At 61.7% G+C, this 22738-nt stretch carries 22 protein-coding genes; 15 read left to right on the top strand and 7 right to left on the bottom strand.

What is annotated here, in order from left to right:
• Positions 1–94: 94 nt before the first annotated feature.
• Positions 95–970 carry a DMT family transporter gene (locus CLV74_RS14490; RefSeq protein ID WP_106266088.1) on the top strand — a complete coding sequence of 292 codons (876 nt, stop codon included), beginning with the start codon at positions 95–97 and terminating at the stop codon, positions 968–970.
• A 42-nt stretch (positions 971–1012) separates the two neighbouring features.
• On the opposite strand, the gene CLV74_RS14485 is transcribed toward CLV74_RS14490, so the two are convergent.
• From CLV74_RS14485 to CLV74_RS14460, 6 genes are read right to left on the bottom strand one after another with little or no spacing between them, the layout of a single operon-like run.
• Complete coding sequence (locus tag CLV74_RS14485) at positions 1013–1741, bottom strand: SDR family oxidoreductase (protein ID WP_106266086.1); 729 nt, start codon at positions 1739–1741, stop codon at positions 1013–1015.
• Between the two features lie 35 nt (positions 1742–1776).
• Positions 1777–2508, bottom strand: a complete 732-nt coding sequence (locus CLV74_RS14480) for an SDR family oxidoreductase (protein ID WP_106266084.1) — start codon at positions 2506–2508, stop codon at positions 1777–1779.
• Between the two features lie 16 nt (positions 2509–2524).
• Positions 2525–3802 carry a D-tagatose-bisphosphate aldolase, class II, non-catalytic subunit gene (locus tag CLV74_RS14475; RefSeq protein ID WP_106266082.1) on the bottom strand — a complete coding sequence of 426 codons (1278 nt, stop codon included), beginning with the start codon at positions 3800–3802 and terminating at the stop codon, positions 2525–2527.
• Positions 3802–4794, bottom strand: a complete 993-nt coding sequence (locus CLV74_RS14470) for a tagatose kinase (RefSeq protein WP_106266080.1) — start codon at positions 4792–4794, stop codon at positions 3802–3804. Before CLV74_RS14470 ends, CLV74_RS14475 begins: the two co-directional genes overlap by 1 nt.
• Before the next feature lie 19 nt (positions 4795–4813).
• Positions 4814–5698 carry a sugar phosphate isomerase/epimerase family protein gene (locus CLV74_RS14465; protein ID WP_106266078.1) on the bottom strand — a complete coding sequence of 295 codons (885 nt, stop codon included), beginning with the start codon at positions 5696–5698 and terminating at the stop codon, positions 4814–4816.
• Positions 5699–5723: 25 nt separating this feature from the next.
• Positions 5724–6707, bottom strand: coding sequence for a sugar-binding transcriptional regulator (locus CLV74_RS14460; protein ID WP_106266076.1), 984 nt, complete (start codon positions 6705–6707; stop codon positions 5724–5726).
• A 218-nt stretch (positions 6708–6925) separates the two neighbouring features.
• Here CLV74_RS14460 and CLV74_RS14455 point away from each other — a divergent pair, with 218 nt between their 5' ends.
• The 13 genes from CLV74_RS14455 (at position 6926) to CLV74_RS14395 (ending at position 20422) form a co-directional block, all read left to right on the top strand.
• Positions 6926–8359, top strand: coding sequence for an ABC transporter substrate-binding protein (locus tag CLV74_RS14455; RefSeq protein ID WP_106266073.1), 1434 nt, complete (start codon positions 6926–6928; stop codon positions 8357–8359).
• Between the two features lie 120 nt (positions 8360–8479).
• Entirely contained in the window at positions 8480–9355 is an 876-nt protein-coding gene (locus CLV74_RS14450) for a carbohydrate ABC transporter permease (RefSeq protein ID WP_106266071.1), read from the top strand.
• A gap of 5 nt (positions 9356–9360) precedes the next feature.
• Entirely contained in the window at positions 9361–10197 is an 837-nt protein-coding gene (locus CLV74_RS14445; protein ID WP_106266069.1) for a carbohydrate ABC transporter permease, read from the top strand.
• Positions 10198–10202: 5 nt separating this feature from the next.
• On the top strand, positions 10203–10454 hold the full coding sequence (locus CLV74_RS14440) for a DUF2160 family membrane protein (RefSeq protein ID WP_211299058.1): 252 nt from the start codon (positions 10203–10205) through the stop codon (positions 10452–10454).
• Between the two features lie 4 nt (positions 10455–10458).
• Positions 10459–11511 carry an NAD(P)-dependent alcohol dehydrogenase gene (locus CLV74_RS14435; protein ID WP_106266066.1) on the top strand — a complete coding sequence of 351 codons (1053 nt, stop codon included), beginning with the start codon at positions 10459–10461 and terminating at the stop codon, positions 11509–11511.
• Between the two features lie 12 nt (positions 11512–11523).
• Positions 11524–12585: an ABC transporter ATP-binding protein gene (locus CLV74_RS14430; protein WP_106266064.1), complete on the top strand. Its 1062-nt coding sequence runs from the start codon at positions 11524–11526 to the stop codon at positions 12583–12585.
• A 51-nt stretch (positions 12586–12636) separates the two neighbouring features.
• Positions 12637–13314, top strand: coding sequence for an HAD family hydrolase (locus tag CLV74_RS14425; protein WP_106266061.1), 678 nt, complete (start codon positions 12637–12639; stop codon positions 13312–13314).
• Between the two features lie 63 nt (positions 13315–13377).
• A complete protein-coding gene (xylB, locus tag CLV74_RS14420) occupies positions 13378–14832 on the top strand; it encodes a xylulokinase (protein WP_106266058.1) in 1455 nt (484 codons plus the stop codon).
• 186 nt (positions 14833–15018) lie between these two features.
• On the top strand, positions 15019–17472 hold the full coding sequence (locus CLV74_RS14415; protein ID WP_245888558.1) for a TonB-dependent receptor: 2454 nt from the start codon (positions 15019–15021) through the stop codon (positions 17470–17472).
• 82 nt (positions 17473–17554) lie between these two features.
• Entirely contained in the window at positions 17555–18238 is a 684-nt protein-coding gene (locus CLV74_RS14410) for a Fe2+-dependent dioxygenase (RefSeq protein ID WP_106266056.1), read from the top strand.
• A 1-nt stretch (position 18239) separates the two neighbouring features.
• Positions 18240–19100, top strand: coding sequence for a tonB-system energizer ExbB (exbB, locus tag CLV74_RS14405; protein WP_106266054.1), 861 nt, complete (start codon positions 18240–18242; stop codon positions 19098–19100).
• A gap of 3 nt (positions 19101–19103) precedes the next feature.
• Positions 19104–19571, top strand: a complete 468-nt coding sequence (exbD, locus tag CLV74_RS14400) for a TonB system transport protein ExbD (protein ID WP_106266051.1) — start codon at positions 19104–19106, stop codon at positions 19569–19571.
• Positions 19572–19573: 2 nt separating this feature from the next.
• On the top strand, positions 19574–20422 hold the full coding sequence (locus CLV74_RS14395) for an energy transducer TonB (RefSeq protein ID WP_106266048.1): 849 nt from the start codon (positions 19574–19576) through the stop codon (positions 20420–20422).
• Here the strand turns inward: CLV74_RS14395 and CLV74_RS14390 are convergent.
• Positions 20407–21489 carry an alpha-hydroxy acid oxidase gene (locus CLV74_RS14390; RefSeq protein ID WP_106266046.1) on the bottom strand — a complete coding sequence of 361 codons (1083 nt, stop codon included), beginning with the start codon at positions 21487–21489 and terminating at the stop codon, positions 20407–20409. The two genes, CLV74_RS14395 and CLV74_RS14390, sit on opposite strands and share 16 nt — an antisense overlap.
• Before the next feature lie 267 nt (positions 21490–21756).
• Here CLV74_RS14390 and CLV74_RS14385 point away from each other — a divergent pair, with 267 nt between their 5' ends.
• A complete protein-coding gene (locus CLV74_RS14385) occupies positions 21757–22635 on the top strand; it encodes an alpha/beta fold hydrolase (RefSeq protein ID WP_106266203.1) in 879 nt (292 codons plus the stop codon).
• Positions 22636–22738 lie beyond the last annotated feature (103 nt).

Raw genomic sequence — 22738 nt, 5'->3', positions numbered from 1 at the left:
TTCAATTTTCCTGAAGCATCACCTCAATTCTATTCGTTTGATTGAGCCTTTGCCTAGCCCTTACATGGACCCACACAGACACAGGAGGCATCACATGCGCTACGGAACAGGCATGGTCATCGTCTTGACCGCAGGGCTTATGTGGTCCGTCCAACCCTTGATCATCCGCCAGATCGAGGTTGCGGGAACATGGACCGTTCTCATGTGGCGCTCGGCTGCGATGATTCCGGTCTTGCTGGCCTATCTCACTTGGTCCCAGCGTCGCGCCCCTTGGCAAGCCTTGCGCACAGTGGGACTGGCGGGCGTTCTGGGCGGCGTGGGTCTGGTAGTGGCAATGGGCGGCTCGATCCTTGCGTTCCAGACCACGACGGTGGCGAATGCCGCGTTTTTGCTGGCTGCATCGCCCTTTCTGGCGGCGATCCTTGGAAAGATTGTGCTGGCCGAGACCGTGGCGCCACGCACTTGGGGCGCCATTGCCCTTGCGCTAGTGGGAATCTTCGTGATGGTCAGCGAAGGGCTGTCTGGCGGCGCTCTAACCGGCAACATCGCGGCGCTTTCGGCCTCGCTGGGGTTTGCGGCCTTCAGTGTTTCCCTGCGCTGGCAACGGGCACAAAGTAGCCTGCCCGCAGTGATCCTTGGCGCGATCTTCGCCGTTGCCGCAGGGGCCCATGGGGCGGCGGCCCAAGGGGCACCGCTGATCATTCCCGCTACGGACCTGATGTGGTGCCTGCTTATGGGCGCAGTGACAATGGCGGGCGGCATGACCCTTTATGCCTTGGGCAGCCGCGTGGTCCCCTCGGCGGAACTAACGCTGCTGTCGAACACCGAGGTCCTCTTGGCCCCCTTCTGGGTCTGGCTGGTCTTGGGCGAGACGGCCAGCACAGCCACCTTTGCTGGCGGAGCGATTGTGCTGATGGCCATCCTTTTCAACGCTTATTCTGGCGTGCGGCGCATGTCTGCGGTTGCCTGACGCCACACTGCCCCTCTGTCACCAGAGGGGCAATGCCAATCATCAAATGTCGAAATTGGTAGGCAGCACGACCATATCGCGGATCGTCACGTTCCGGCCCCGCGTCAGGGCAAAGACCACCGCATCGGCGACCTCATCAGGTTCAATCAGTGATCCACTTTCCTTGGCCTTGCGCAGGTTCTCTTCCGGCCAATCGGCCAGCAGGGCCGAAATCACAGGACCGGGCGAGACCTGCCCCACGCGGATACCATGCTCCCGCAACTGGCGGCGCATGGTCTGCACAAAGCAGGTGATCGCCCATTTCGAGCCGGAATAGACCGGCTCCCACGCGATGGCGCTATGCCCCGCGACCGAGCATGTGACCCAGATATCGCCCACGCCACGCCCCTTCATATGGGGGATTACGGCAAGGGTGTTCTTCATCACCGCATTGACGTTCAGGTTCAGCATCCGGTCGATGCTGGCCGCATCGGTCTGGTCCAGATCGCCACCGATATACGTGCCTGCGTTCAGGTAGAGGATGTCGATATGTGGCACCTTCTCCAGAATTTCAGGGACCATCGCATCGCAACTGGCCGTATCCAGCAGATCGGTGATCTGCGCGATGGCCTTGTCCCCTAGCTCAGCGATCAGCTTTTCCAGCGCCGCTGCATCGCGGTCCACCATGACCACAGTGGCCCCTTCGGCCAGCAGCGCTTTGGTGGTCGCCAGACCAATACCAGAGGCCGCACCGGTGATGGCGGCGATTTTACCGTTCAGGCGTTCAGCCATTTCAGTTCTCCGTTCAAAAATCGGGTAAAAAGGGATCAGACAGACAGAAAGCCGCCATCGATTGGCAGCACCGCGCCAGTAACCATCGGCGCATCGTCCCCCATCAGCATCAGGATCGATCGGGCCACGTCGTCGACCTCGGCAAAGCGGCCGATGGGGTGGCGCACCATCATCGGGTCTTTCGCGGCAGGGTCAGACCACGCGGCGGCGGCCAGTTCGGTCATGGTGACAGTGGGGGCGACGGCATTCACGCGAATGCCGTGGGGCCCAAGTTCACGGGCCATGACGCGGGTCGCGCCTTCAAGCCCCGCTTTCGAGGCCGCATAGACCATGTGGCTCTGAAAGCCCCGATGGCCCGCGATTGAGGTGACATTGAGGATCACCCCGCCACCGCCAGCGGCCACACGGGCGCGAGCGAATTCCTGAGCGCAGATCAGCGCAGCCCGCAGGTTGATGCCCATGACGGTCTCATAACCCTCATCGGTCATCTCCAGCACGGATTCCAGAACGTTGGTGCCTGCGCAGTTGATCAGACCATCACAAAGCCCCGCCTGCGCCATTGCTGCGCGAGCGGCGGCGTTATCCGCCAGATCGGCGCGGATCACTTCACATCCCGTTTCAGCCTTCAAGCTGTCCAGATCGCTTTGGGTACGGGCGATGGCGATGGGGATTGCCCCGCGGCGCGCCAGTTCCTGCACACAAGCGCGGCCAATCCCTTTGCCTGCGCCGGTGACGATAATGCGTTTACCTTCGAAATCCTTGGTCATCGGAAATCCTCCATTTCTAGGACGCCGCGCCCGTGCAGGCGGCGTGATAACTTTGCAAAGACTGGGTGACGCGCCAGATCAGCACCTCTTCAGGGTCCAGCGGCTTGCCCGCGAAACGCGCCGCAGATGGCAGGTGCTGCCACATCAGCGGCAAAGGCACCGAGTGCCCGCGCAAGGCATCCAGCAGGGCTTGCACCGCCGATTGCGCCTCTGGCGTGGTCCAGTAGTAGCGGATGCGGTCGGACAGCGAATAATGGCGCAGCACCCGCAGTTCCGCGTCCGAGCCATGATAGTGCCGCGCCCAATTGGCGGGGGCCTTGATCATCAGAGCCTCCATCGCGGTGAAAAGGGGCCGTGCGCCGTAATCGGGCAGCAGATCACTGGCGATCAGGTCCAGCGCATAAAGCGCCTCGCGCAGGACGAAGGTCAGCTCTGGCCCGACCTTGAGAATGGGAAAGCCATCGCGGACCAACTGGGTCAAAGGTGTGGTGCCTTGGTAGTCGGTGGAATGGGCCTCAAAGATCACCTGCGGAGTGTCGGCCAGCACAGCGACCAAGTCCTTAGCGGCCTCGGGGCGATAAAGGACGGTGTTCTTGTTGCCAAACTCGACCCCCGGTTGGACCACCAGCCCCAGCACGCGGGTCAGGGCCTGATCCAGACCGTTTTCCCTGAACACCCGCTGATGCACCGCCAAGGTCTGGCGGGCTGCATCCGGCGCGGTGGGGGCGACGGTGGTCAGTTCATGATCAGCCCCGCCGGGGGGCGGCACCTCGGTACCGATAATGTATTGGGGCGGCGGCAGATCGAGGGCTTTGGCAGTATCCTCAGCCACGCGGGCCAGACGTGCAGCGCGGGCGGCGGTCGCGGCATCATCCAGCGCCTCGGCCTCGCCCTCGCAGCCCATCGAGGCATCAAGGTGAATCTTGCCGAAACCTGCGGCCACATAGGCAGCGACCATCTGCACGGCCTCGGCCATCGCCTGATCGGCGGGCAGATGCCGCCACGGGTTAGGTCCCAGATGATCACCGCCCAGAAGGATCAGATCGTGGGGGCAACCTTCGTGATCCGCCAGCCGGTAGACCATCGCGGCGAAATCCACCGGCGTCATGCCCGTGTAACCGCCAAGGTGGTTCACCTGATTACAAGTCGCCTCAATCAACACAGTCGCACCCGTGTCCCGCCCGTGGCGAAGGGCCGCCCGTAACACCAGCGGATGGGCCGAGCAGACAGAGGTGATGCCAGCAGGCTGGCCGCTGTGATAACGCGGCGCAAGATCGGTCAGAGCAAGAGGCATCAGGCTAGTCGCTTTGTGTTTGAGATAAAGTCATTCAGTTCGGTGCGGGTACCGGCCCCTTCCATCGGGCCGCGAAAGGTCACATTCCGCGCACCGGCGGCGTTGGCGTAGGTCAGCGCCTGCTGCACAGGCATCCCTAAGCGGCGGCAGGCCACATAGGCCCCGCCAAAGCAATCGCCCGCCCCTGTAGGGTCCAGTTCCGTGACGGCGAAAGCCGCCCCGTGAATGCGGCTGCCATCGGGCAAGGCGCAGGTGGCACCATCCGCGCCGCGCTTGATCGCGACCTCTTTGACGCCAAGATCAAAAAGCCGCGCCAGCGCCGCCTCTTCACCCGCCTCTGGGGGCAGATCGGCAGCCAGATACAGCTCATCCCCCGATGGTAGCAGCAGATCGGCCATCCCGACCATCTGGGCAAAGCGACTGCCGGTCTGGGGATCGCCGCGCAGCTCTTTGCGTAGGTTCGGGTCCAAAGAGATGGTGCCGCCGCGGGCTTTGATCATGGTCGCCGCGCGCTCGGTCATCTCCCAGATGGTCTGATGACCTAGCAAAGTGCCCATCACATGCAGGTGCCCTGCGCGGGTGCAGACAGCATCCACCGCATCGGTCCACGCCAAGGCTCCCGCCGCCGAGGTCCACATGTTGAACACGAAATCCCGTGCCCCGTCAGGGCGATAGCGGACAAAGGCGGTGCCAGTAGGCAAGGTGGGATCGGTGTGGATGCCGCTCACGTCCACACCGTCCCGCTTTAGCCGCGCGATGTTCACGCGGCCAAAGTCATCATCCCCCACAGCCCCGACCATCGCCGCCGCACCGCCGATGCGTCCGGCCTGATCAATAAAGATCGCAGGCGCCCCGCTGGGGTAGGGGCCGATCATTGGCACCGGTTCTAAAAAGCCATTCCCCGTGGTGGTGGCGACGATCTCGGCCAGTATCTCGCCGATGCAAAGGGTCGGTCCCAGCGCGTCGGGCGCTAGGGTGTCTTGGTCTGTCATGTCAGCGTCTTTCCCGAGGTTAAGCGCGGGTATTGGTGGCGCGTCGGCGTTCTGCCTCGGCCCATTTCAATTCAATGAACTGTTTGGCGTGGGCGGCCAGTGGATCGTTTTCGGTCCACGTGTCCCGCCAGATCGCGCAGGCCAGCGACAGGCCCTCATCCACGATCGCCGTTGAAAAGCTTTCAAAAACCACATCGCGGGCATAGCCGATCTCGACCAGCGCGTCGAAGACGGGGTCCCAGTCAATGGTGCCGTCGCCCAGATAGCCACGGTTGGATTCGCCGATGTGGAAATAGCCGATCTTGTCCCCCGCCAGCCGGATCGCGGCGGCAAGATTGGCCTCTTCCATCTGCATGTGAAAGGTGTCCAAGTGCAGGCGCACGTGGTCACTTCCGGTCTCTTCGATGAACTTCAGCCCCTGCGCGGTGGTGTTCAGCAGGTTGGTTTCAAACCGGTTCACCAGTTCCAACACCAGATCAACACCTGCGGCCTCTGCAATCTGGGCGGTTTCGGCGATGGCGTGGACCGAGTTCTTCCACCCCTCGGCGGTGGGCTGGCGGTTGTACTTGGTGTGCGCCGAATAAAGGATGCCCCCCAGCTTGTCGCCGCCCACATCGCGCACGGCCCGCACCGCATCGGCCAGCATCGCCTTACCCGCCGCGACCGCATCTGGGTCGGTGGACGAGATATCCTTGTCCAGTGGCAGGCCCATGGTCACGCCGATCTGCACGTCCAGTTCCTGACTTTTGCGGGCCAGCCGGTCCAGATCGAACAATTCGGGCCGCAGATAGGCGAATTCGATGCAGCGGTAGCCATGCTGCGCCGATTTTTCCAACGCCATTTCAAGGCCTTCCTGCGTCTGACCTCCGGTCCAGACAAAGGAATGAATGCCAAGCCGTTTCATTTAAATCTCCTCCCGAAAGACCCGCCTAACGGGCGGTCGGTGGTGCGTCCGGTAATTCTGATGCGATCAATAATTCTGCGGTCACGTCGTCCGTGACCAAAGTATCCACCAGCCCGCGTTTGCAGGCGGCGCGGATGATATCCACTTTGTGGGGACCGGCGGCGGCCATGATCTTTTCAGGCACATGCTGGACACGCTCCAGCAGCATCCCCACGGCCCGATCATCTATCGCCTTGGACACCGAGTTCCCGTCCTTATCAAGGAACTGCCCCAGCACATCGCCAATCGCCCCTTGTTCGATCAGGCTTTGGGGCGACAGCTCGTTCGGTAGGCCGTGGCTGACAAGGAAGGATTTCTTGGACACGTTCGAGCAGGTCAGAAGCACCGCATCCAGATTGTCGAATTTCTGGAAATGTTCGCGCAGGGCGAATTGGGACAGGAACAGATCGCGGTCCAGCCCCTCGGACAGGTAGATCGGCGCGGTCAGGATGGAATAATGCGCCCCAAGCGCCCCCGCAAAGCCCGACGCGATCCCGAAAGAATTGAACGAAGATCCCTGCGCCGTCCCACCAAGGATCGAGACCACCTCAAGATCGGGGTGGTTCTGTTTCGGCAAACGGGCAATCGCCGCATCCAGCGTCAGACCCCAAGACACACCAAAGGACGACCATCCGCCGGACTTCAGCCGTTCCAAAAGCAAGGCCGCAAGGGCCGCGCCGGTGGGGCGGTGGTAATCATAGGCATCACGATTGGCGGGCGTGACCACGGCGCGATCGATGCCAAGCGCCTGCTTCAGCGTCTCTTGCATCTCGATCCGCGTGGTGAAGGGCGATTCAATCTGGATTTTCACCATGCCAAGGCTGCGTGCCCGCTGGATTGCCTGGTTTACCCGCAAGCGCGTGACATCCATCAGGCGCGCCACTTCGGCCTGAGTCATCTCGTTCACGTAGTAATGCCAACAAACCTCGGTGATGAAGACGTCGCTGTCCTCGATCGGTTCACGTGCCATTTTCGTCGTCCTCCGTAGATGCGTGTTGCGTTGCCGCTTACTGCATCGACGGGGACGATGACACGGAAAACATCTGTATGGCAAGTGCAACATTTGAAAAATAAACACTTGCATGAATCAATTTACAAATGCATTCATTGCCGCAGGACGGGCTGGCGACTCAACGCAAAGACGAATCGTAGCTACGCCAGCCATCCGACATCCAAGGGAGGAAATTCATGAAAACCGTTTTTAAACTGGCATCTTCGGCCATTGCCCTGACCGTTGCCGCGGGCATGGCTTATGCGGATGATGCATTCTGGAAAGAAGCCGCTGCACCCTATGAGGGTGTCACCCTGCGCGGTGTGACCGAGTCCTCGCCGCCGTCGCTGTACATCCGCGAAGTTCTGGCGCCCCAGTTCGAAGAGCTGACCGGCATCCGCGTGGACATCGAAACCACCTCTTGGGACCAGATGTTCGACAAGGCGATCAAGGATATGGAGGCCGGTACCGGCATCTATGACATGGTCTATATCGAACAGGACATCATCTATTCGTATCTGGCCCGTGACTTCCTGACCGATACCACCCAGCTGTTGGCCGACAATCCCGCGCTGAAGGCCCCCACCTACGATGAGGCGAACTTCACCACCTTCGCCAACTACTTCAAAGGCGATAACGGCCATCTTTACGGCATCCCGATGGAAGCCTTCATCAAGATCTACCTCTATCGCACGGACCTGTTCGGTGACGCCGACATTCAGGCCGCGTTCAAAGAGGCCACCGGCCGCGACCTAGCCCCCGCGACCACCCACGAAGAATACACCGAGATCGCCAAGTTCTTCTACGAATACGGTCAGGCGAACAACATGCAGCTGTGGGGCGCGACCGTTCAGGGTCACACCGGCCACCCTGCATCGTGGTACGAATACTACGAAACCGTCGCCCCCACTTTCGGCATCTACAACTGGGGGATTGATGCCTCGAACAACTACGCCGCAACCGTGGCCAATGGCGGCGAGATGAACTCGGACACCGCGAAAGAGGCCCTTCAGTGGTGGCTGGATCTGCGCCAGTACGCGCCGCCTGAATCGAACCAGTCGACTTGGACCGAAGTGGGCACCACCTTTGGCGCGGGCCGTGCGGCGCAGGGTCTGGTGTATGGTGAGAACGCGGGCTGGATCGCCTCGGACCCCGAAAAGTCGCTGGTTGTCGGCAAGGTCGGCGTTGCGCTGCCCCCGCTGTCTGACGGCGTTCTGGCAGAAGTCGAAGGCGGCAACGGCTACATCGGCTACTATGATGGCGGCGCGTTCGGCATGCCCTCGACCTCGAAGAACAAAGAGGCGGCGGCGCTGTTCCTGCAGTACATCGGCCAGAACGAAGTGCAGCCCGATTGGGCCGTGGCCGCGCCCCGCGTGACCAACACCGCCACCTATGACGATCCCAAAGTTCAGGAAATGAACACCGAACTTGGCGGCTACTACGACATGCTGCGGGACAAGGGCTACCTCTTTGCAGGGGCACCGGCCTATCCGTTCCACGCGCAGCTGCGTGAAGCGATTGCGCCGACGTTCTACAGCATCCTCACCGGTGACATCAGCGTCAGCGATGGTCTGGACCAGATGGCCGAGACCACCGAGGCCACGCTGACTGAACTGGGCTACCGCAAGTAAGCGATCCTCCCAATCGCTGAACAAAGACCGTCACCCGCAAAGGGTGACGGTCATCCTTCCGGCGCAACCCCCATGCCGCCGGAGTGATTTCGCGCATCGAACATTACAGGGAGCATGACGATGCAATCCAACAGACTGGGATGGATCTTGCTGGCGCCGACGCTGGTCATTCTGTTCTTCTTCGGCGTTCTGCCCTTTATTTACGTGGTCTACGTGTCGTTCCACCAATGGAACCCGTTCGCCGCCGACCCCACCATGATCTTTAACGGGGCCGATAACTTTCGCAAAATCGTCTTCGATGCCGAGTTCCTGAATTCGGTCAGTGTGACGGTCATCTTCGTGCTGTTCGCGGTGATTTCCGAACTTGTCGTGGGCTATGTGCTGGCACAGGCGTTCATGAAGGAATTCCCCGGCAAGGCGATTTTCCGGACCATCCACACCCTGCCCCTGATCATGGCCCCGATCATCGTAGGCTCGGTCTGGAAGCTGATGATGACGCCCTCCATCGGGATCATCCCGCACTATCTGAACGCATGGTTCGGGATCAGCATCAACATCGGCACCTCGCCCGTGGCGGCCTTTGCCACCATCATCATCATGGACATCTGGCACTGGACCCCGTTGGTCACGCTGACCCTGATCGCCGCGCTGGTGTCGCTGCCCCCTGACCCGTTCGAGCAAGCCCAGATTGATGGTGCCAACAAACGCCAGATTTTCTTTCACATCACTGTGCCGATGATCGCGCCCGCCGTTGTGGCCACCGTCTTTATCCGCCTGATGGACGCCCTGCGCACCGTGGATGAGGTCTGGATGCTAACGGGCGGCGGGCCCGGATCAGCCACCCGCTTCGTGGGCGTGCACATCTTCAAAGAGGTCTTCCCCAAGACGAACTACGGCTACGGATCGACGATCTCGGTCATCGTTCTCTACCTCACCATCGTCGCGTGCTGGCTGCTCTATGTCACCATGCTGGCCCCCCGTAACAAGAAGGACTGAGCGCGATGAAAAAGAACAATCCGATCATTGCCATCGTCTTCTGGAGCCTTGTCAGCTTTCTGACCCTGTTCCCGATCTACTGGCTGTTTGTCATCTCGGTGAAACCGGCGGTGCAGCTGTTCTCGACCCCTGATGTGATCCTGTCGGACCCATATTGGGGCAACTACGCCAAGGTATGGGGCGACCGCCTGCTGCGCAGCTACATGGTGAACTCTCTGGTGATTTCCACCGGCAACGCACTGCTGTGTACAACACTGGGGTTCTTTGCCTGCTATGCCCTGTCGCGGTTCAAAATGGCCGGTAAGGAAAGCCTGTTCTTCTGGACCATCACCAACCGGATGGCCCCCCCTGCGGTGTTCCTGCTGCCCCTGTTCCTGCTGATGACCCAAGTCTACGCGGTCGGTGATTTCCGTCTGCTGGACACGCGGATCGGCATGATTTTGGTCTATTGTACCTTCAACCTGCCCTTCGCGATCTGGACCCTGCGCCCGACGTTGGACGGTATCCCCAAAGAACTGGACGAGGCCGCCTATGTGGACGGTGCCTCCAGCTGGAAAGTCATCACCGAGATCGTCTTTCCCCTCTGTCGCCCCGGCCTTGCGGTGACGTTGATCCTGACGTGGGTGTTTGCATGGAACGAATACCTGCTGGCAGCGACCCTGACGAACTTTAACGCCCGCACCCTGACCACGGGTCTCTCGGAATACGTCACCACCACAGGGACCGAGTGGGGCATCATGGCAACCATCTCTGTCTTTACCCTGATCCCCGCCCTGATCGTCTTTGGCCTTGTGCAAAAGCACATCGTCGCGGGCCTGACCTTTGGCGCAGTGAAAGGCTGATCCTCATGAGCAACCCTGACAACTCGCCCCTCGCCTCGGCTCACCACGAAGAAGAGGACACCCCTGCGGTGTCCTCGCCCAAGGTCGGCTTCCTGCCGATCGAGACCAACTGGTTCGACCGCCTGTTCATCTCGGTGGTGATCTGGGTCGCGCTTTCGCTGTTCTGGTTCCGCTTTGTCGAACCCTTGGGCCTGAGCATCTGGATTTCAAACGCAATCGCGCTGGCCTTGGCCGTGCTGATCATTACGAAAGGCTGATTTCATGAAATCATTGGTCATGGAGCGCAAGATGGAGCTGTCATTGCGCGATTTCCCCGAAATCTCTAAGGCCGAAGAAACCCTTGGCCCCCGTGATGTGCGGATCAAGCTGCATACGGTCGGCATCTGCGGATCGGACGTGCATTACTATACCCACGGCAAGGTTGGCCCCTTTGAGGTCACCGAACCCATGATCCTTGGCCATGAGGCCGCAGGCACCGTGATTGAGGTTGGATCGGCCGTCAGCCATCTGGCCATCGGTGATCGGGTCTGTATGGAGCCGGGCATTCCCGACCCCACTTCCAAGGCTGCGCGTCTGGGGATGTACAACATCGACCCCGCCGTCCGGTTCTGGGCCACGCCCCCTGTTCACGGTGTCCTGCGCCCCACTTGCGTGCATCCCGCCGATTTCACCTTCAAGCTGCCCGACAGCGTCAGCATGGCCGAAGGCGCAATGGTGGAACCCTTGGCCGTGGGCGTTCACGCGGCCACCAAAGCGCGGGTCAAACCGGGCGATGTGGCTGTGGTCTTGGGCGCTGGCCCCATCGGCTTGGTCACAGCTTTGTCCGCGTTGGCCGCAGGCTGTGCGCGGGTCTTTGTCACCGATCTGGCCGACAAAAAGCTTGAGATCGCCGCCAGCCTCTCGCCCGCGATCACGCCCGTCCATGCCACGAAACAAGACCTGACCGCCACCGTCATGGCCGCCACTGAAAACTGGGGCGCGGATATCGTGTTTGAGGCCACCGGTGCCCCCAAAGCTGCCGCTGGCGTCTTCCAGCCTCTGGCCCCCGGTGGCTGCGTGGTCTTTATCGGCGGACAGGCCGACCCCATCGCCTATGACGCGGGCGCCGCAATGGTCCGCGAAGCGCGGGTCGAGAACATCTTTCGCTACGCCCATGTCTTCCCCCGCTGCGTGGGGATGCTGGCCAGCGGGGCCATCGACGTGAAACCGCTGATCACCCGCAAATTCGACTTCAACGACTCTGTGCGCGCCTTCGAGATCGCCGCCTCGGCCCCTGTGGCTGATGTGAAAATGCAGATCGAACTGCCGCAATAAGGAACGACCCAAATGGCTCAGGTAAAAATCGACAACGTGATCAAGCGCTACGGATCGGTGCAGGTGATGCACGGGGTCAACGTGGATATTGATGACGGAGAGTTCGTGGTACTGGTCGGCCCTTCGGGCTGCGGCAAGTCCACGTTGCTGCGGATGCTGGCGGGGCTGGAAGAGATCAGCGACGGCGCGATCAGCATTGGCGATCGGGTGGTCAATGACGTCCCCCCGAAAGAGCGCGACATCGCCATGGTGTTCCAAAGCTACGCCCTTTACCCGCACAAGACCGTCTACGACAACATCGGCTTTCCCCTGAAAATGGCGGGCCGTGACAAGTCCGAGATTGACCAGAAGGTGCGCGGTGCGGCCGATATTCTGGACCTGACCAAGTACCTCAAGCGCTACCCCAAAGAGCTGTCCGGCGGACAGCGCCAGCGCGTCGCCATGGGCCGTGCCATCGTGCGCGATCCGCAGGTGTTCCTGTTCGATGAGCCTCTGTCGAACCTTGATGCCAAACTGCGCGTCACCATGCGGGTCGAGATCAAGGAACTGCACCAGCGCCTTGGCACCACCATCGTCTACGTGACCCACGACCAGATCGAAGCCATGACCATGGCTGACAAGATCGTCGTAATGCGTGATGGGCGGGTCGAACAGATCGGTGCGCCGCTGGATTTGTATGATAACCCCGCGAATGTCTTTGTGGCGGGCTTCATCGGCTCGCCTTCGATGAACTTTATCCACGGGCAGATCGTGACCGATGGGGGTGTGCGCCAGTTCCGCTCTGACAGTGGCTTGCTGCTACCCCTGCCACAGACCGCGCTGCCTGACGGGCACAAGGTCACCTATGGCATCCGCCCCGAGCATATCGCCATCGGCAATCACGGCGTGCCTCTGCGGGTGGTCGTGGTGGAACCGACCGGGTCGGAAACGCAGGTCTTTGCCAAACACGGCGGGGATTTTGTGGATGCGCTGGTCAAGGATCGCTTCAAAGCCGCCCCGAATTCCGAGGTCCGCTTTGTGATCGATCCGGCCAACGTGCACCTCTTTGACCGCACCACCGAGCAGCGCCTCTGACCTGACGACGGGGCGCTGAGATACGCGCCCCGCAGCACCAAAGGAAAGCCAATGCCCCAAGCCGTAATCTTTGACCTCGACGGGTGCCTTGTGGACAGCGAGCCCCTCTCGATCGGGGCGATTGCCGAAGAAATCAGGGATATGGGCGTCACAGACGTCACCTATGATTACATTCGGGACCGCTTCTTAGGGGTCTCGATGCAGGTGATCTGCCAGCATGTGGCCGAGCAAACCGGCAAGGCCTGCGCCGAGGATTTCGTGGATCGGGTCGAAACGCGCCTCTTTGCACGATACGCCACCGACCTGCGCCAGATTGACGGGGCGGCGGCCATGCTGGACGACCTGAAGGCGAAGGGCATTCCGGTGGCCATCGCTACGGGTGGTTCCATCCGCCGGATGCATGAGACCCTGCGGATCTCAAAACTGGCCCCCTATTTCACCGGCACCGCCTTTAGCGCCGATCAGGTGGCGCAAGGAAAACCCGCGCCTGATCTGTTCCTCTTTGCTGCCCAAGAGATGGGCGTGGACCCCGCCGCCTGCGTGGTGATGGAGGATTCGCCCCACGGCGTCCAAGGCGCGCGCGCTGCGGGCATGCGGGCGGTCGGCTTTGTCGGCGGCAGCCATCTGGCCCCCATGCGGGACAGCCACCGCGATCTGCTGCGGTCGAAAGGGGCGGGCATCGTCTGCCAGACCATTCCCGAAACCCTGACCGCTTTAATGCTTGAATGACGGGCTGACTTGTATGACAAATTCGACCGTATCTTGTAGCAACGTTGAACGAGTGAGACAGCCATGAGTTATCTGGGCTTGGATCTGGGAACCTCTGGCCTGCGGGCCTTGCTGGTGGATGCGGATGGCCAGCCCATCGGCGCGACCGAGCGGGACTATCCTCTGTCTCATCCTCACGCAGGTTGGTCAGAACAGGACCCCGCCGACTGGATAGCCGCGCTGGATTCCGCTGTGGAGGAATTGCGCGCCACCTATCCGCAGTTCGCGGACCTACGCGGGATCGGCGTTGCAGGCCAGATGCACGGGGCCACCTTGCTGGACGCCAGCGACACGGTCCTGCGTCCGTGCATCCTGTGGAACGACAGCCGGTCACACGCCGAAGCCGCCGCTTTGGACCGGACCGAGAAGGTTCGCGACCTGTCGGGCAACATCGTCTTTCCGGGCTTCACCGCCCCGAAACTGGAATGGGTCCGCACCCATGAGCCCGAAATATTTGAGCGCATCGCCAAGGTGCTGCTGCCCGCCGCCTATCTGAACCTCTATCTTACGGGCGATCATGTGGCCGATATGTCCGACAGCGCAGGCACCTCTTGGCTGGATGTGGGGCAACGTTGCTGGTCCGATGATCTGCTGGCGCTGGGACATATGCGCCGCGACCAGATGCCCCGCCTTGTCGAAGGGACCGAGGCCGCAGGCACCCTGCGCCCCGCCCTTGCACAGCGTTGGGGCCTGTCGCAGACCGTGACGGTCGCGGGCGGCGCGGGCGATAACGCGGCGGCGGCCTGCGGGATCGGTGCCTTGAACGAAGGGCAGGGATTTGTCTCGCTCGGGACATCGGGCGTGTTGCTGGCCGCAAGGGACGGCTACGCGCCTGCGCCTGAAACTGCCGTGCATACCTTTTGTCATGCGGTGCCGGGGCGCTGGTACCAGATGGGGGTGATGCTGTCGGCGACCGCAAGCCTCAACTGGTTCTCACGGATCACAGGCTGCAAACCCGCCGACCTGACTGCCGAGCTTGGCCCCGATCTGCATCGCCCCGGCACGGTGCGGTTCCTGCCTTACCTATCAGGCGAGCGGACGCCCCATAACGATTCAACCGCGCGGGGGCTGTTCTCGGGCCTTGGGTCGGGCACGGGCCGGACCGATATGACCCGCGCCATTCTGGAAGGGGTGGCCTTTGGCCTGCGCGACAGCTTTGAGGCCCTGCGCGCCACCCATGCCTCATTGGACGAGTTGATCGCCATCGGTGGCGGCACCCGCTCGCCTTATTGGCTGCGGCTGATCGCGACGGTTCTGGACACGCCCTTACGCCTGCCCGAATCCAGCGAGTTTGGCGCCGCCTTGGGCGCAGCCCGTCTGGCAATGGTGGCCACTGGCCAAGGGGATGAAGAAAGCGTGATGACCCCGCCCCATCTGTCCGCGCCAATCCTGCCGGTCCCAGAGACCCGCGCCGCCTTTGACGAAGCCTATGAGAGCTTTCGTCAGGCTTACGCTTGGCAGTCAAGCAGGCCCATGTGATGGCGGCAACCCGACAAAAATCATAGGAAAAGACCGCGAAAAACGCCACTTCGGTTTCCCGTCGGTCGAATCCTATGATTTTCCATCACATTTCCTTTACACGAGTAAAAGACTCACCTATTAGCCCTGCCCAGAGCCAGCCAATTCATGTGCACGCCAGCATAACAAGTAGTTACGTGAGCGACCATGAAAGAGGATATCCTGTCCGTCCCCGCGCGCACCACATCGCGGAAATCGGCAACCATCGGCGACATGCTTGGCGCATCTCTGGCCGCGGCCTGCTTTGCCACCGCAGGGGCCAGCAGCGCCTATGCCCAGAATGAAATCGTTCTGCCCACGGTGAACGTAGAGACCACCGAAGAGGCCCCCGCTGCCCCTGCGACGCCGCGCCGGACCACCAACACCCGCCGTGCCGCAGCGCCCGCAGCACCGCAGACCTGTACGCCGGAACTGGCGGGCACCCCCGTCTGTGCCGCACAAGAGGCCGCCGAAGCCCAAGCCGCTGCAGAAGCCGCTGCCGCCGCCCGCGCCGAGGCGCTGGCCAGCGCAGGCACCAACCCCTTTGCGGACCCTGACGCGCCATTCAAAGCGGACACCCTTTCGAACAGCAAACTGCCCGGCCAGATTCTGGACACCCCCCGCACGGTGACCGCGATCACCAAAGAAGTGCTGGACACCACCGGCGTCCGTGAGATTGCTCGCAGCACGCCCGGTATCTCGCTTGGTTTCGGTGAGGGCGGCAACAGCTACGGCGACAACCTCTATATCCGTGGCTTCAAGGCCAACAACGACATCTATCTGGATGGCGTGCGTGATCCGGGCATCTCGGTCCACGAGACCTTCGCGACCGAGCAGGTCGAGATCGTCAAAGGCCCCGCCAGCACCGTAGGCGGTCGTGGCACCGCAGGCGGCGCACTGGATGTGGTCTCGAAAAAGCCGCAGGACGTGGACTTCAACAAGGTCACGACCGAAATGACCAGCGCAGGCACCAAACGCGCCACCGCTGACGTGAACCGCGTTGTGAATGACCGCTTTGCCTACCGTCTGAACGGTATGTGGCAGGACGGCGAAGTCGCGGGTCGTGACGGTGTAGAAGATGACCGTCTGGGTGTCGCACTGGCCACCCGCTATAAGGCGACCGATCAGCTGACGCTGGAGTTCGACTACAGCTACACCGAGCTTGAAGGCAAACCCGACTGGGGCGTGCCCTACATCGGAACCCGTGGTCCTGTGACCTCATTGGGTGTGGATCGTGATACATGGTACGGCCTTGCGGACCGCGATTTCCAGAAAACCACCCAGTCGGTCGGTACTGCCCGCGCGAAGTACGAATTCGACAACGGCATGAGCCTGACCAACACCCTGCGCAAATCCAGCTCGGTTCTGGATTATATGGCTTCGGTTCCCAGCGGCATCACCACCAACGGCTCGACCGATCCCGATGACTGGCTGGTCGCCGTGTCGAACAAGTCGGTCTATCAAGAGACCGATGTGCTTTCGAACACCCTTGAACTGGGCGGCGAGCAGTTCATTGCAGGGCGCAAGCACACCTTGGCCTTTGGTCTGACCTTCAGTCAGGAAGACGTGCGCAAGTTCGGCTATGACAACCTGACCTCCGAAGACTATCAGGCCCCCACTGGCATTCGTGGCTGTGCGGTTTCGGCCACCAACCCCGACCAAGAAGCGGCGGGCTGCTGGACCGGTCAGGACCCCGAACGTGCCTCGGACGGGACCACCACCGGCGTGCGCACCCGTTCGGCCTACATCATGGACACGGTTGAACTGAACACCCAGTGGCAGGTCAACGGCGGTCTGCGTGTGGACGAATACGAGATCACCCGCGAAAGCGGCAGCGGTACCTCGGCCACCAAGTATGAGCGCACCGACACCATGTGGAACTGGAACGCGGGTGTGGTCTTCAAACCTGCGGAAAACCTCAGCTTCTACGGTGCGGCGGCAACCTCGACCACGCCGATGGGGTCCGAGATCGCCTCGGGCGGCGGCTTTTACGGCGGTCTGGACGAAAGCGGTCAGGACCTGAAGCCTGAGCAGTCGCTCTCGCTGGAACTGGGTGCAAAGTACCAGTTCAACGACGATCTGCTGCTGACCGCGGCCCTGTTCCAGACCACCCGCGACAACGCGCGTGAGGACATCGGCCCCCGTGGTTCTGCGGTGACCAGCGACACGCTGAAGTATAAGATCGAAGGTCTTGAACTGGGTGTCGCAGGCCGTGTGGGCGAGAAAGTTGGCCTCTTCGGCGGTGCCACATGGATGCGCAGCGAAGTGCTGGAAAGCGATGACGACACGAATGTGGGTCGCAATCTGGCCAACATCGCACACGCGCAGTTCAACCTGCTTGGCACCTACGACATCACCGATGGTCTGATGCTGGGTCTGCGCGCCAACTTCCAAGGGGAAAAAGACCTTGGCGGCACCGTGCCCAACGGCAAGGAACTGCCCGAAGCATGGACGTGGGATCTGGTTGGGTCTTACGACATCACCGACGCGGCAGAGGTGCGTTTCGGCGTCACCAACCTGACCGATGTTGTCTACTACGACACCGCGTACCGCTCGGGTGATCCGTTCACCTATGTGGCTCCGGGTCGCGAGTTCTCGGTGGCGGTCGACTTCCGCTTCTGATCCCTCGACGGATTTCCCTCAGGTGGGCTGCCCTTTTCAAAGGGTGGCCCGCCCCCGTTTCCCCCTTCTGAAAGGCCAGCCCATGCTGATCACCATTCCAAACGTGCTAACCAAGGCAGAGGTCGCCCATTGCCGCGGGCTGCTGGATGCGGCCGACTGGCTGGACGGCAAAACCACCGCTGGCGCCCAATCGGCACAGGTAAAGAACAACCAACAGCTAGAGCCGACCGGCGACGTGGCCCAGAAGATCGGCCAGTTCATCCTGCAAAAGCTGGGGCAGACGCCGCTGTTTGTCTCGGCCGCCCTTCCGAACAAAATCCTGCCGCCCATGTTCAACCGCTATGCCAGCGGCGAGACATTTGGCCTGCATGTGGACAACGCCATCCGTGTGAACCCCCTGACCCAAGAGCGTCTGCGCACGGATCTGTCCATGACCCTGTTTTTCAGCGAGCCCGACGAATACGACGGCGGCGAGCTGTACATCGAGGACTATTACGGCACCAAAGAGGTCAAGCTGCCCGCAGGCGACATGGTGCTGTACCCCTCGACCAGCCTACACGAAGTGCGCCCTGTGACACGCGGGGCGCGGGTGTCCTCGTTCTTCTGGCTGCAAAGCATGGTCCGCTCGGACGAGCATCGCCGCGTGCTGTTCGATCTGGACCAGACCATTCAATCGCTGGCCGAGCGCCATGGCGCGGATGACCCCGAGGTCGTCAAGCTGACCGGCATTTATCACAACATGATCCGCATCTGGGTAGACACCTGATATGAAACGCATTTTCTTTGTGGCCGCTGTGTTGGCCACCCTCTTCGCCACCCGCAGCTTTGCAGCCGAACTGGCGCTATTTGATCCCCAAGCCCTGCCTGCATGGGCCAAGCCTGTGTATTTCGATCTGCTGACCTGGCTGGAAGAAGGCGCGCAGGATCACATGTCCCCCGTGGGCATGTTCATGGCCGCCGACTGGGTGGTGAAGGCCGTGATGCTGTCGCTGGCTTTTGCCTCTGTGGTCACATGGGTGATCTTTCTGGGAAAGATGGCGGCTCTGGCACTGGCGCACGTGTCGCTACGGACCAACTATCGCCGCCTTGACCGTGCCGCAGGCTTTACCGCCGCCCCGCGTCTGACCGGCGTTCTGGGCCGGATGGCGGATGCTGCCCGCCGTGAAAAATCCCTGTCCCATGATGTGGCCGCAAGCAGCGCCGCCGGCATCAAAGAGCGGGCATCCTCTGTGCTGATGCGGATCGAGGCTGGCAGCGCCCGCCGCATGTCCAGCGGCACCAGCGTTCTGGCCAACGTCGGCGCGACCGCGCCGTTTGTGGGTCTGTTCGGCACGGTTTGGGGCATCATGAACAGCTTTATCTCGATCGCGGAAAGCCAGACCACCAATCTGGCCGTTGTAGCCCCCGGTATCGCCGAGGCGCTGCTGGCCACCGCAATCGGTTTGGTCGCGGCGATCCCTGCTGTGATCTTCTACAACGTTATCACCCGCAGCCTTGGCGGTTATAAAGTGATGCTTGGGGATGCCAGCGCCTTGGTGGAACGGACCCTTAGCCGTGATCTGGACGCCCGCCGTCCTGCGCCGCAGGCGGACGATCTGCCCGCAAACGCTGTTCTGGCGGCGGAATAACCCATGGGTGCGCGTCTTTCCGATACGGACGATCTGGCCGAGAACCACGACATCAACATCACGCCGTTCATCGACGTGATGCTGGTGCTGCTGATCATCTTCATGGTGGCAGCGCCTCTGTCCACCGTGGATATCCCTGTCGAGCTGCCCGTGGCCGTGGCCGAACCGCCCACGCGTCCCTCTGATCCGGTGTTCATCACCATCCAAGAGGATCTGAGCCTGTCGGTCGGTGAGATCGGCATCACTCTGGATGATCTGGTCATGGAGGTGGGCATTGCCACCATGCTGAAGCGCGACACGCGGCTTTACATCCGCGCCGATGCCTCGGTCCCTTATGGTGAGTTGATCAAGGTGATGAACAAGCTCACCTCTGACGGCTATCTGAAGGTTGGCCTTGTGGGGCTGGACCCTGCCAGCGCCGGACCCGAGGCAGCCGAAGCAGCAGGCGCAATCCCTGCTAAGGCAGAGTAATCATGTCACTGGCTGATCCCGTTTCCCGCCCTGCCCCGCTGCTATGGTTCGGGGCGATTGTCGCTGGCGTTGGTCTGCATGTGGGGGCCGCTGCGGCGGTATTCTCGCAAGTGGAAGCAACGCCGCCTGTGGTCCAGACCCAAGAGGCATCTATTAAGGGGGCGATGTTCTTTGACCTCTCGGACATCATCGCCGCGCCGGAAAACGCGGGCGAGGATGCCGCCGCAGTGGCCGCAGTCGAGGACGCGCCCACGGTGACCGAGAGCGCCGAGGCCGTGGACCCCGCCAAAGCCGCTGATGAGCCGATCCTGAATCAGGTGCCCTATGAGGTTGAGGATGATGAGCTGAAATTCGGCGTCGCCAGTCCCGAACCTGCAGCAGACACCGAAGAGATCGCCCATGAGACCGCGACCGAATTCGACGAAGAGCAAATCTTGGCCGAAAGTCAGGTCGGGTCCGAGGCCCGCGATGCCTCGGCCGGATCGATGTCGGGCGTAGATGCGCCGGAGGTGGCGGAAAAGGCACAGGCCAAGTCCGAAGGTCTATCGGCCAAGGCCACCGCCGAGATTATGGACTGGCAAAAAGACGTGGTGCTGCGCATCGGCAAGGCGCGCAAGTACCCCAACGAGGCGCGAAAGCAGAAGATCACCGGCACCGTCCGCGTTCGCTTTGCCATCGACCGGTATGGCAATGTGCTGTCGCAAGAAGTGGCGGAAAGCAGCGGCCATACGGTGCTGGACAATGCCGCGCTGAAGGTGCTGGCCGATGTGGGCAAGCTGCCCACTCCGCCCCATCACCTGCAAGGGGACAGCTTTACCTTGATGGTGCCGCTGAACTACCAGTTCAAGTGAACACATTCTGGCGAGATGTCGGCCAACGTCCGGCATCCCGCCAGCATCATGGCAATCTCGAATTCATCTTGCAAAAGGCGCAGCACATGGGCCGCGCCTGCTGCCCCAGCCACAGCCAGCCCGTGGATGACGGGCCGCCCAACCATCACCGCATCGGCCCCCAAGGCGATAGCCTTGAAGATATCCACCCCGCGCCGGATACCGCCGTCCATCAAGACCATCGCGTTGGGACCAACCGCCTGACGGATGGCGGGCAAGGCGCGTAAGCTGGCAATCGCGCAATCCAGCACCCGCCCGCCGTGGTTCGAGACAATCACCCCAGCGGCCCCTGCCTTCATCGCCAGTGCTGCGTCATCAGGGTGCAGGATGCCTTTCAGGTAGATCGGCAAGGGCGCATTGTCCAACAGCCACTCGATATCCTTCCAAATAGGGACGATATGGGCGATCCGGTCAAAAATGGCGCTTTCCCCTTCGCCCAAAGGCGCAAAATTCGGCTGCGGCTGGTCGGTCAGGTTCACCGCCCGTGCGCCGTTTGGCAGGGCAAAGCCGCTCTCGATCTCCGCATCGCGGACACCGTTCACGGGCGCATCAATGGTCAGAACCAGCGCCTGAAACCCCGCCCAAGCGGCCCGCTGGCACAGGGCCAAGGTCGCCTCGCGCGTGGTTTGCCAATATAGCTGGAACCACAGACAGCTGGGGCCATTGGCGCGGACATCCTCCATCAAAGTGGCCGATTGTGCGCTGAGGGTCATCAACGCACCTTGCGCCGCTGCGGCCTTGGCGGTGGCAATCTCGCCCTCTGGGGTCAGCAGGGTCTGGTAGGCAAAAGGCGCGACGATCAACGGATGGCTAAGACGCAAATTACCAACCCGCGCCTGCGCCGTACCCCCGCGCAAATCCCGCAGATGACGCGGAATGACCGAGACCTGCCCGAACGCCTCTTGATTGGCCGCCAAAGTCGTCTCGGCCCCCGCACCGGCCAGAAAATAGGCGGCAAGACGCGGGGACAGGGCCGCGCGGGCGGCCTCTTCATAGGCGGCAAGGGTAGGTAGAAGATCTTCGGTCATGACACGCGGCTCTTGTGGCAAATAATTCGGGCGTGCCGACTTGGGCTAGGGCCGCGAAGGGCCATGGCTTCGGCATCTGGCGCTGGTCGCGCCGGCTGGATTCGCACCCTAGCAGAAATCGCAGCGCGTCAAAGGCACAAGTGACCGCGCCACTTCGCTTGCACCTGACCCGCGCACCAGCCACAAATCACGCGATTTTCGGTGAACTTGCGGCAAAGGCTCTGCTATGCCTGAGGTCTGATGGGGCCAATGATCGAAGGTCAGGAAATGCAAAACCAAAAAGGGCGCGCTTGCCGCTGGCATGTGGACGGGCTGGTCTATGAAGGACTGGAATGGGGCGAGACCGGCGGCCTGCGGATCCTTGCCCTGCACGGCTGGATGGACCACGCCGACAGCTTTGCCGAACTGGCCCCGCGCCTGACAGGCTGCCACGTTGTGGCACTGGACCTCTCGGGACAAGGCCTCAGCAGCCACCGCGCCGCCCACGCCACCTATAACATCTGGGATGACCTGCCCCAGATCGCCGGAATTCTGGACCAAATGCGCTGGACGAACTGCGTCCTGATGGGCCATTCCCGCGGCGCGAACATCGCCAGCCTCTTCACCGCCGCACAACCCCATCGGGTCACAGCACTGGTGGCACTGGACTCACTGATCTCCGAACCCTCGGGAAAATCCATCGTCGAGACCCTGCGCGCCTTCGTCGAAGACACCCGCGCCGCCACCAACCGGCCCCTGCGCCACTTTCCCAGCCGCGCAGACTATGTCGCCCGCCGCAGCGCACGGGGGAACAGCCATGCCACCTCAACCGCTCTGGCCCCTCGCGCCCTGCACCAAACCCCGCGCGGCTACCGCCTGCGCGGCGATGCCCGCATGTTCGCCAGTTCAGCCGTCAAACTCAGCCAGCAACAGGCGGAAACCGTGCTCGCCAGCATCACTTGCCCCGTCCTGAACCTCTGGGCGACTGATGGCCTGAAACAGCGCGGCACCGGCAGCGCAGAACTCGCCAGCCGCGCCGCAGAACTCATGTCCCGATATGAGGCCTTGGACATGGCGGGCGATCACCACTTCCACCTTGATCCCGACGTCGCCGAAAAAATCGCAGCCACTATCCTCGATTTCCTGCACCGCCACCATCTGACCTAGCAATTTGCCCAAAATTCAAGCATCCATTAGTTATGCCGCACGTGCATTGCTGCGTTGCAGAAATTTCCTTTGTCTGAATCGGCTCCAACCGCTAGGTTCAAGA

It is taken from the genome of Donghicola tyrosinivorans (assembly GCF_003003355.1).
Lineage (GTDB): Bacteria > Pseudomonadota > Alphaproteobacteria > Rhodobacterales > Rhodobacteraceae > Donghicola > Donghicola tyrosinivorans.
This window is presented reverse-complemented; position numbering and strand designations above follow the sequence as displayed.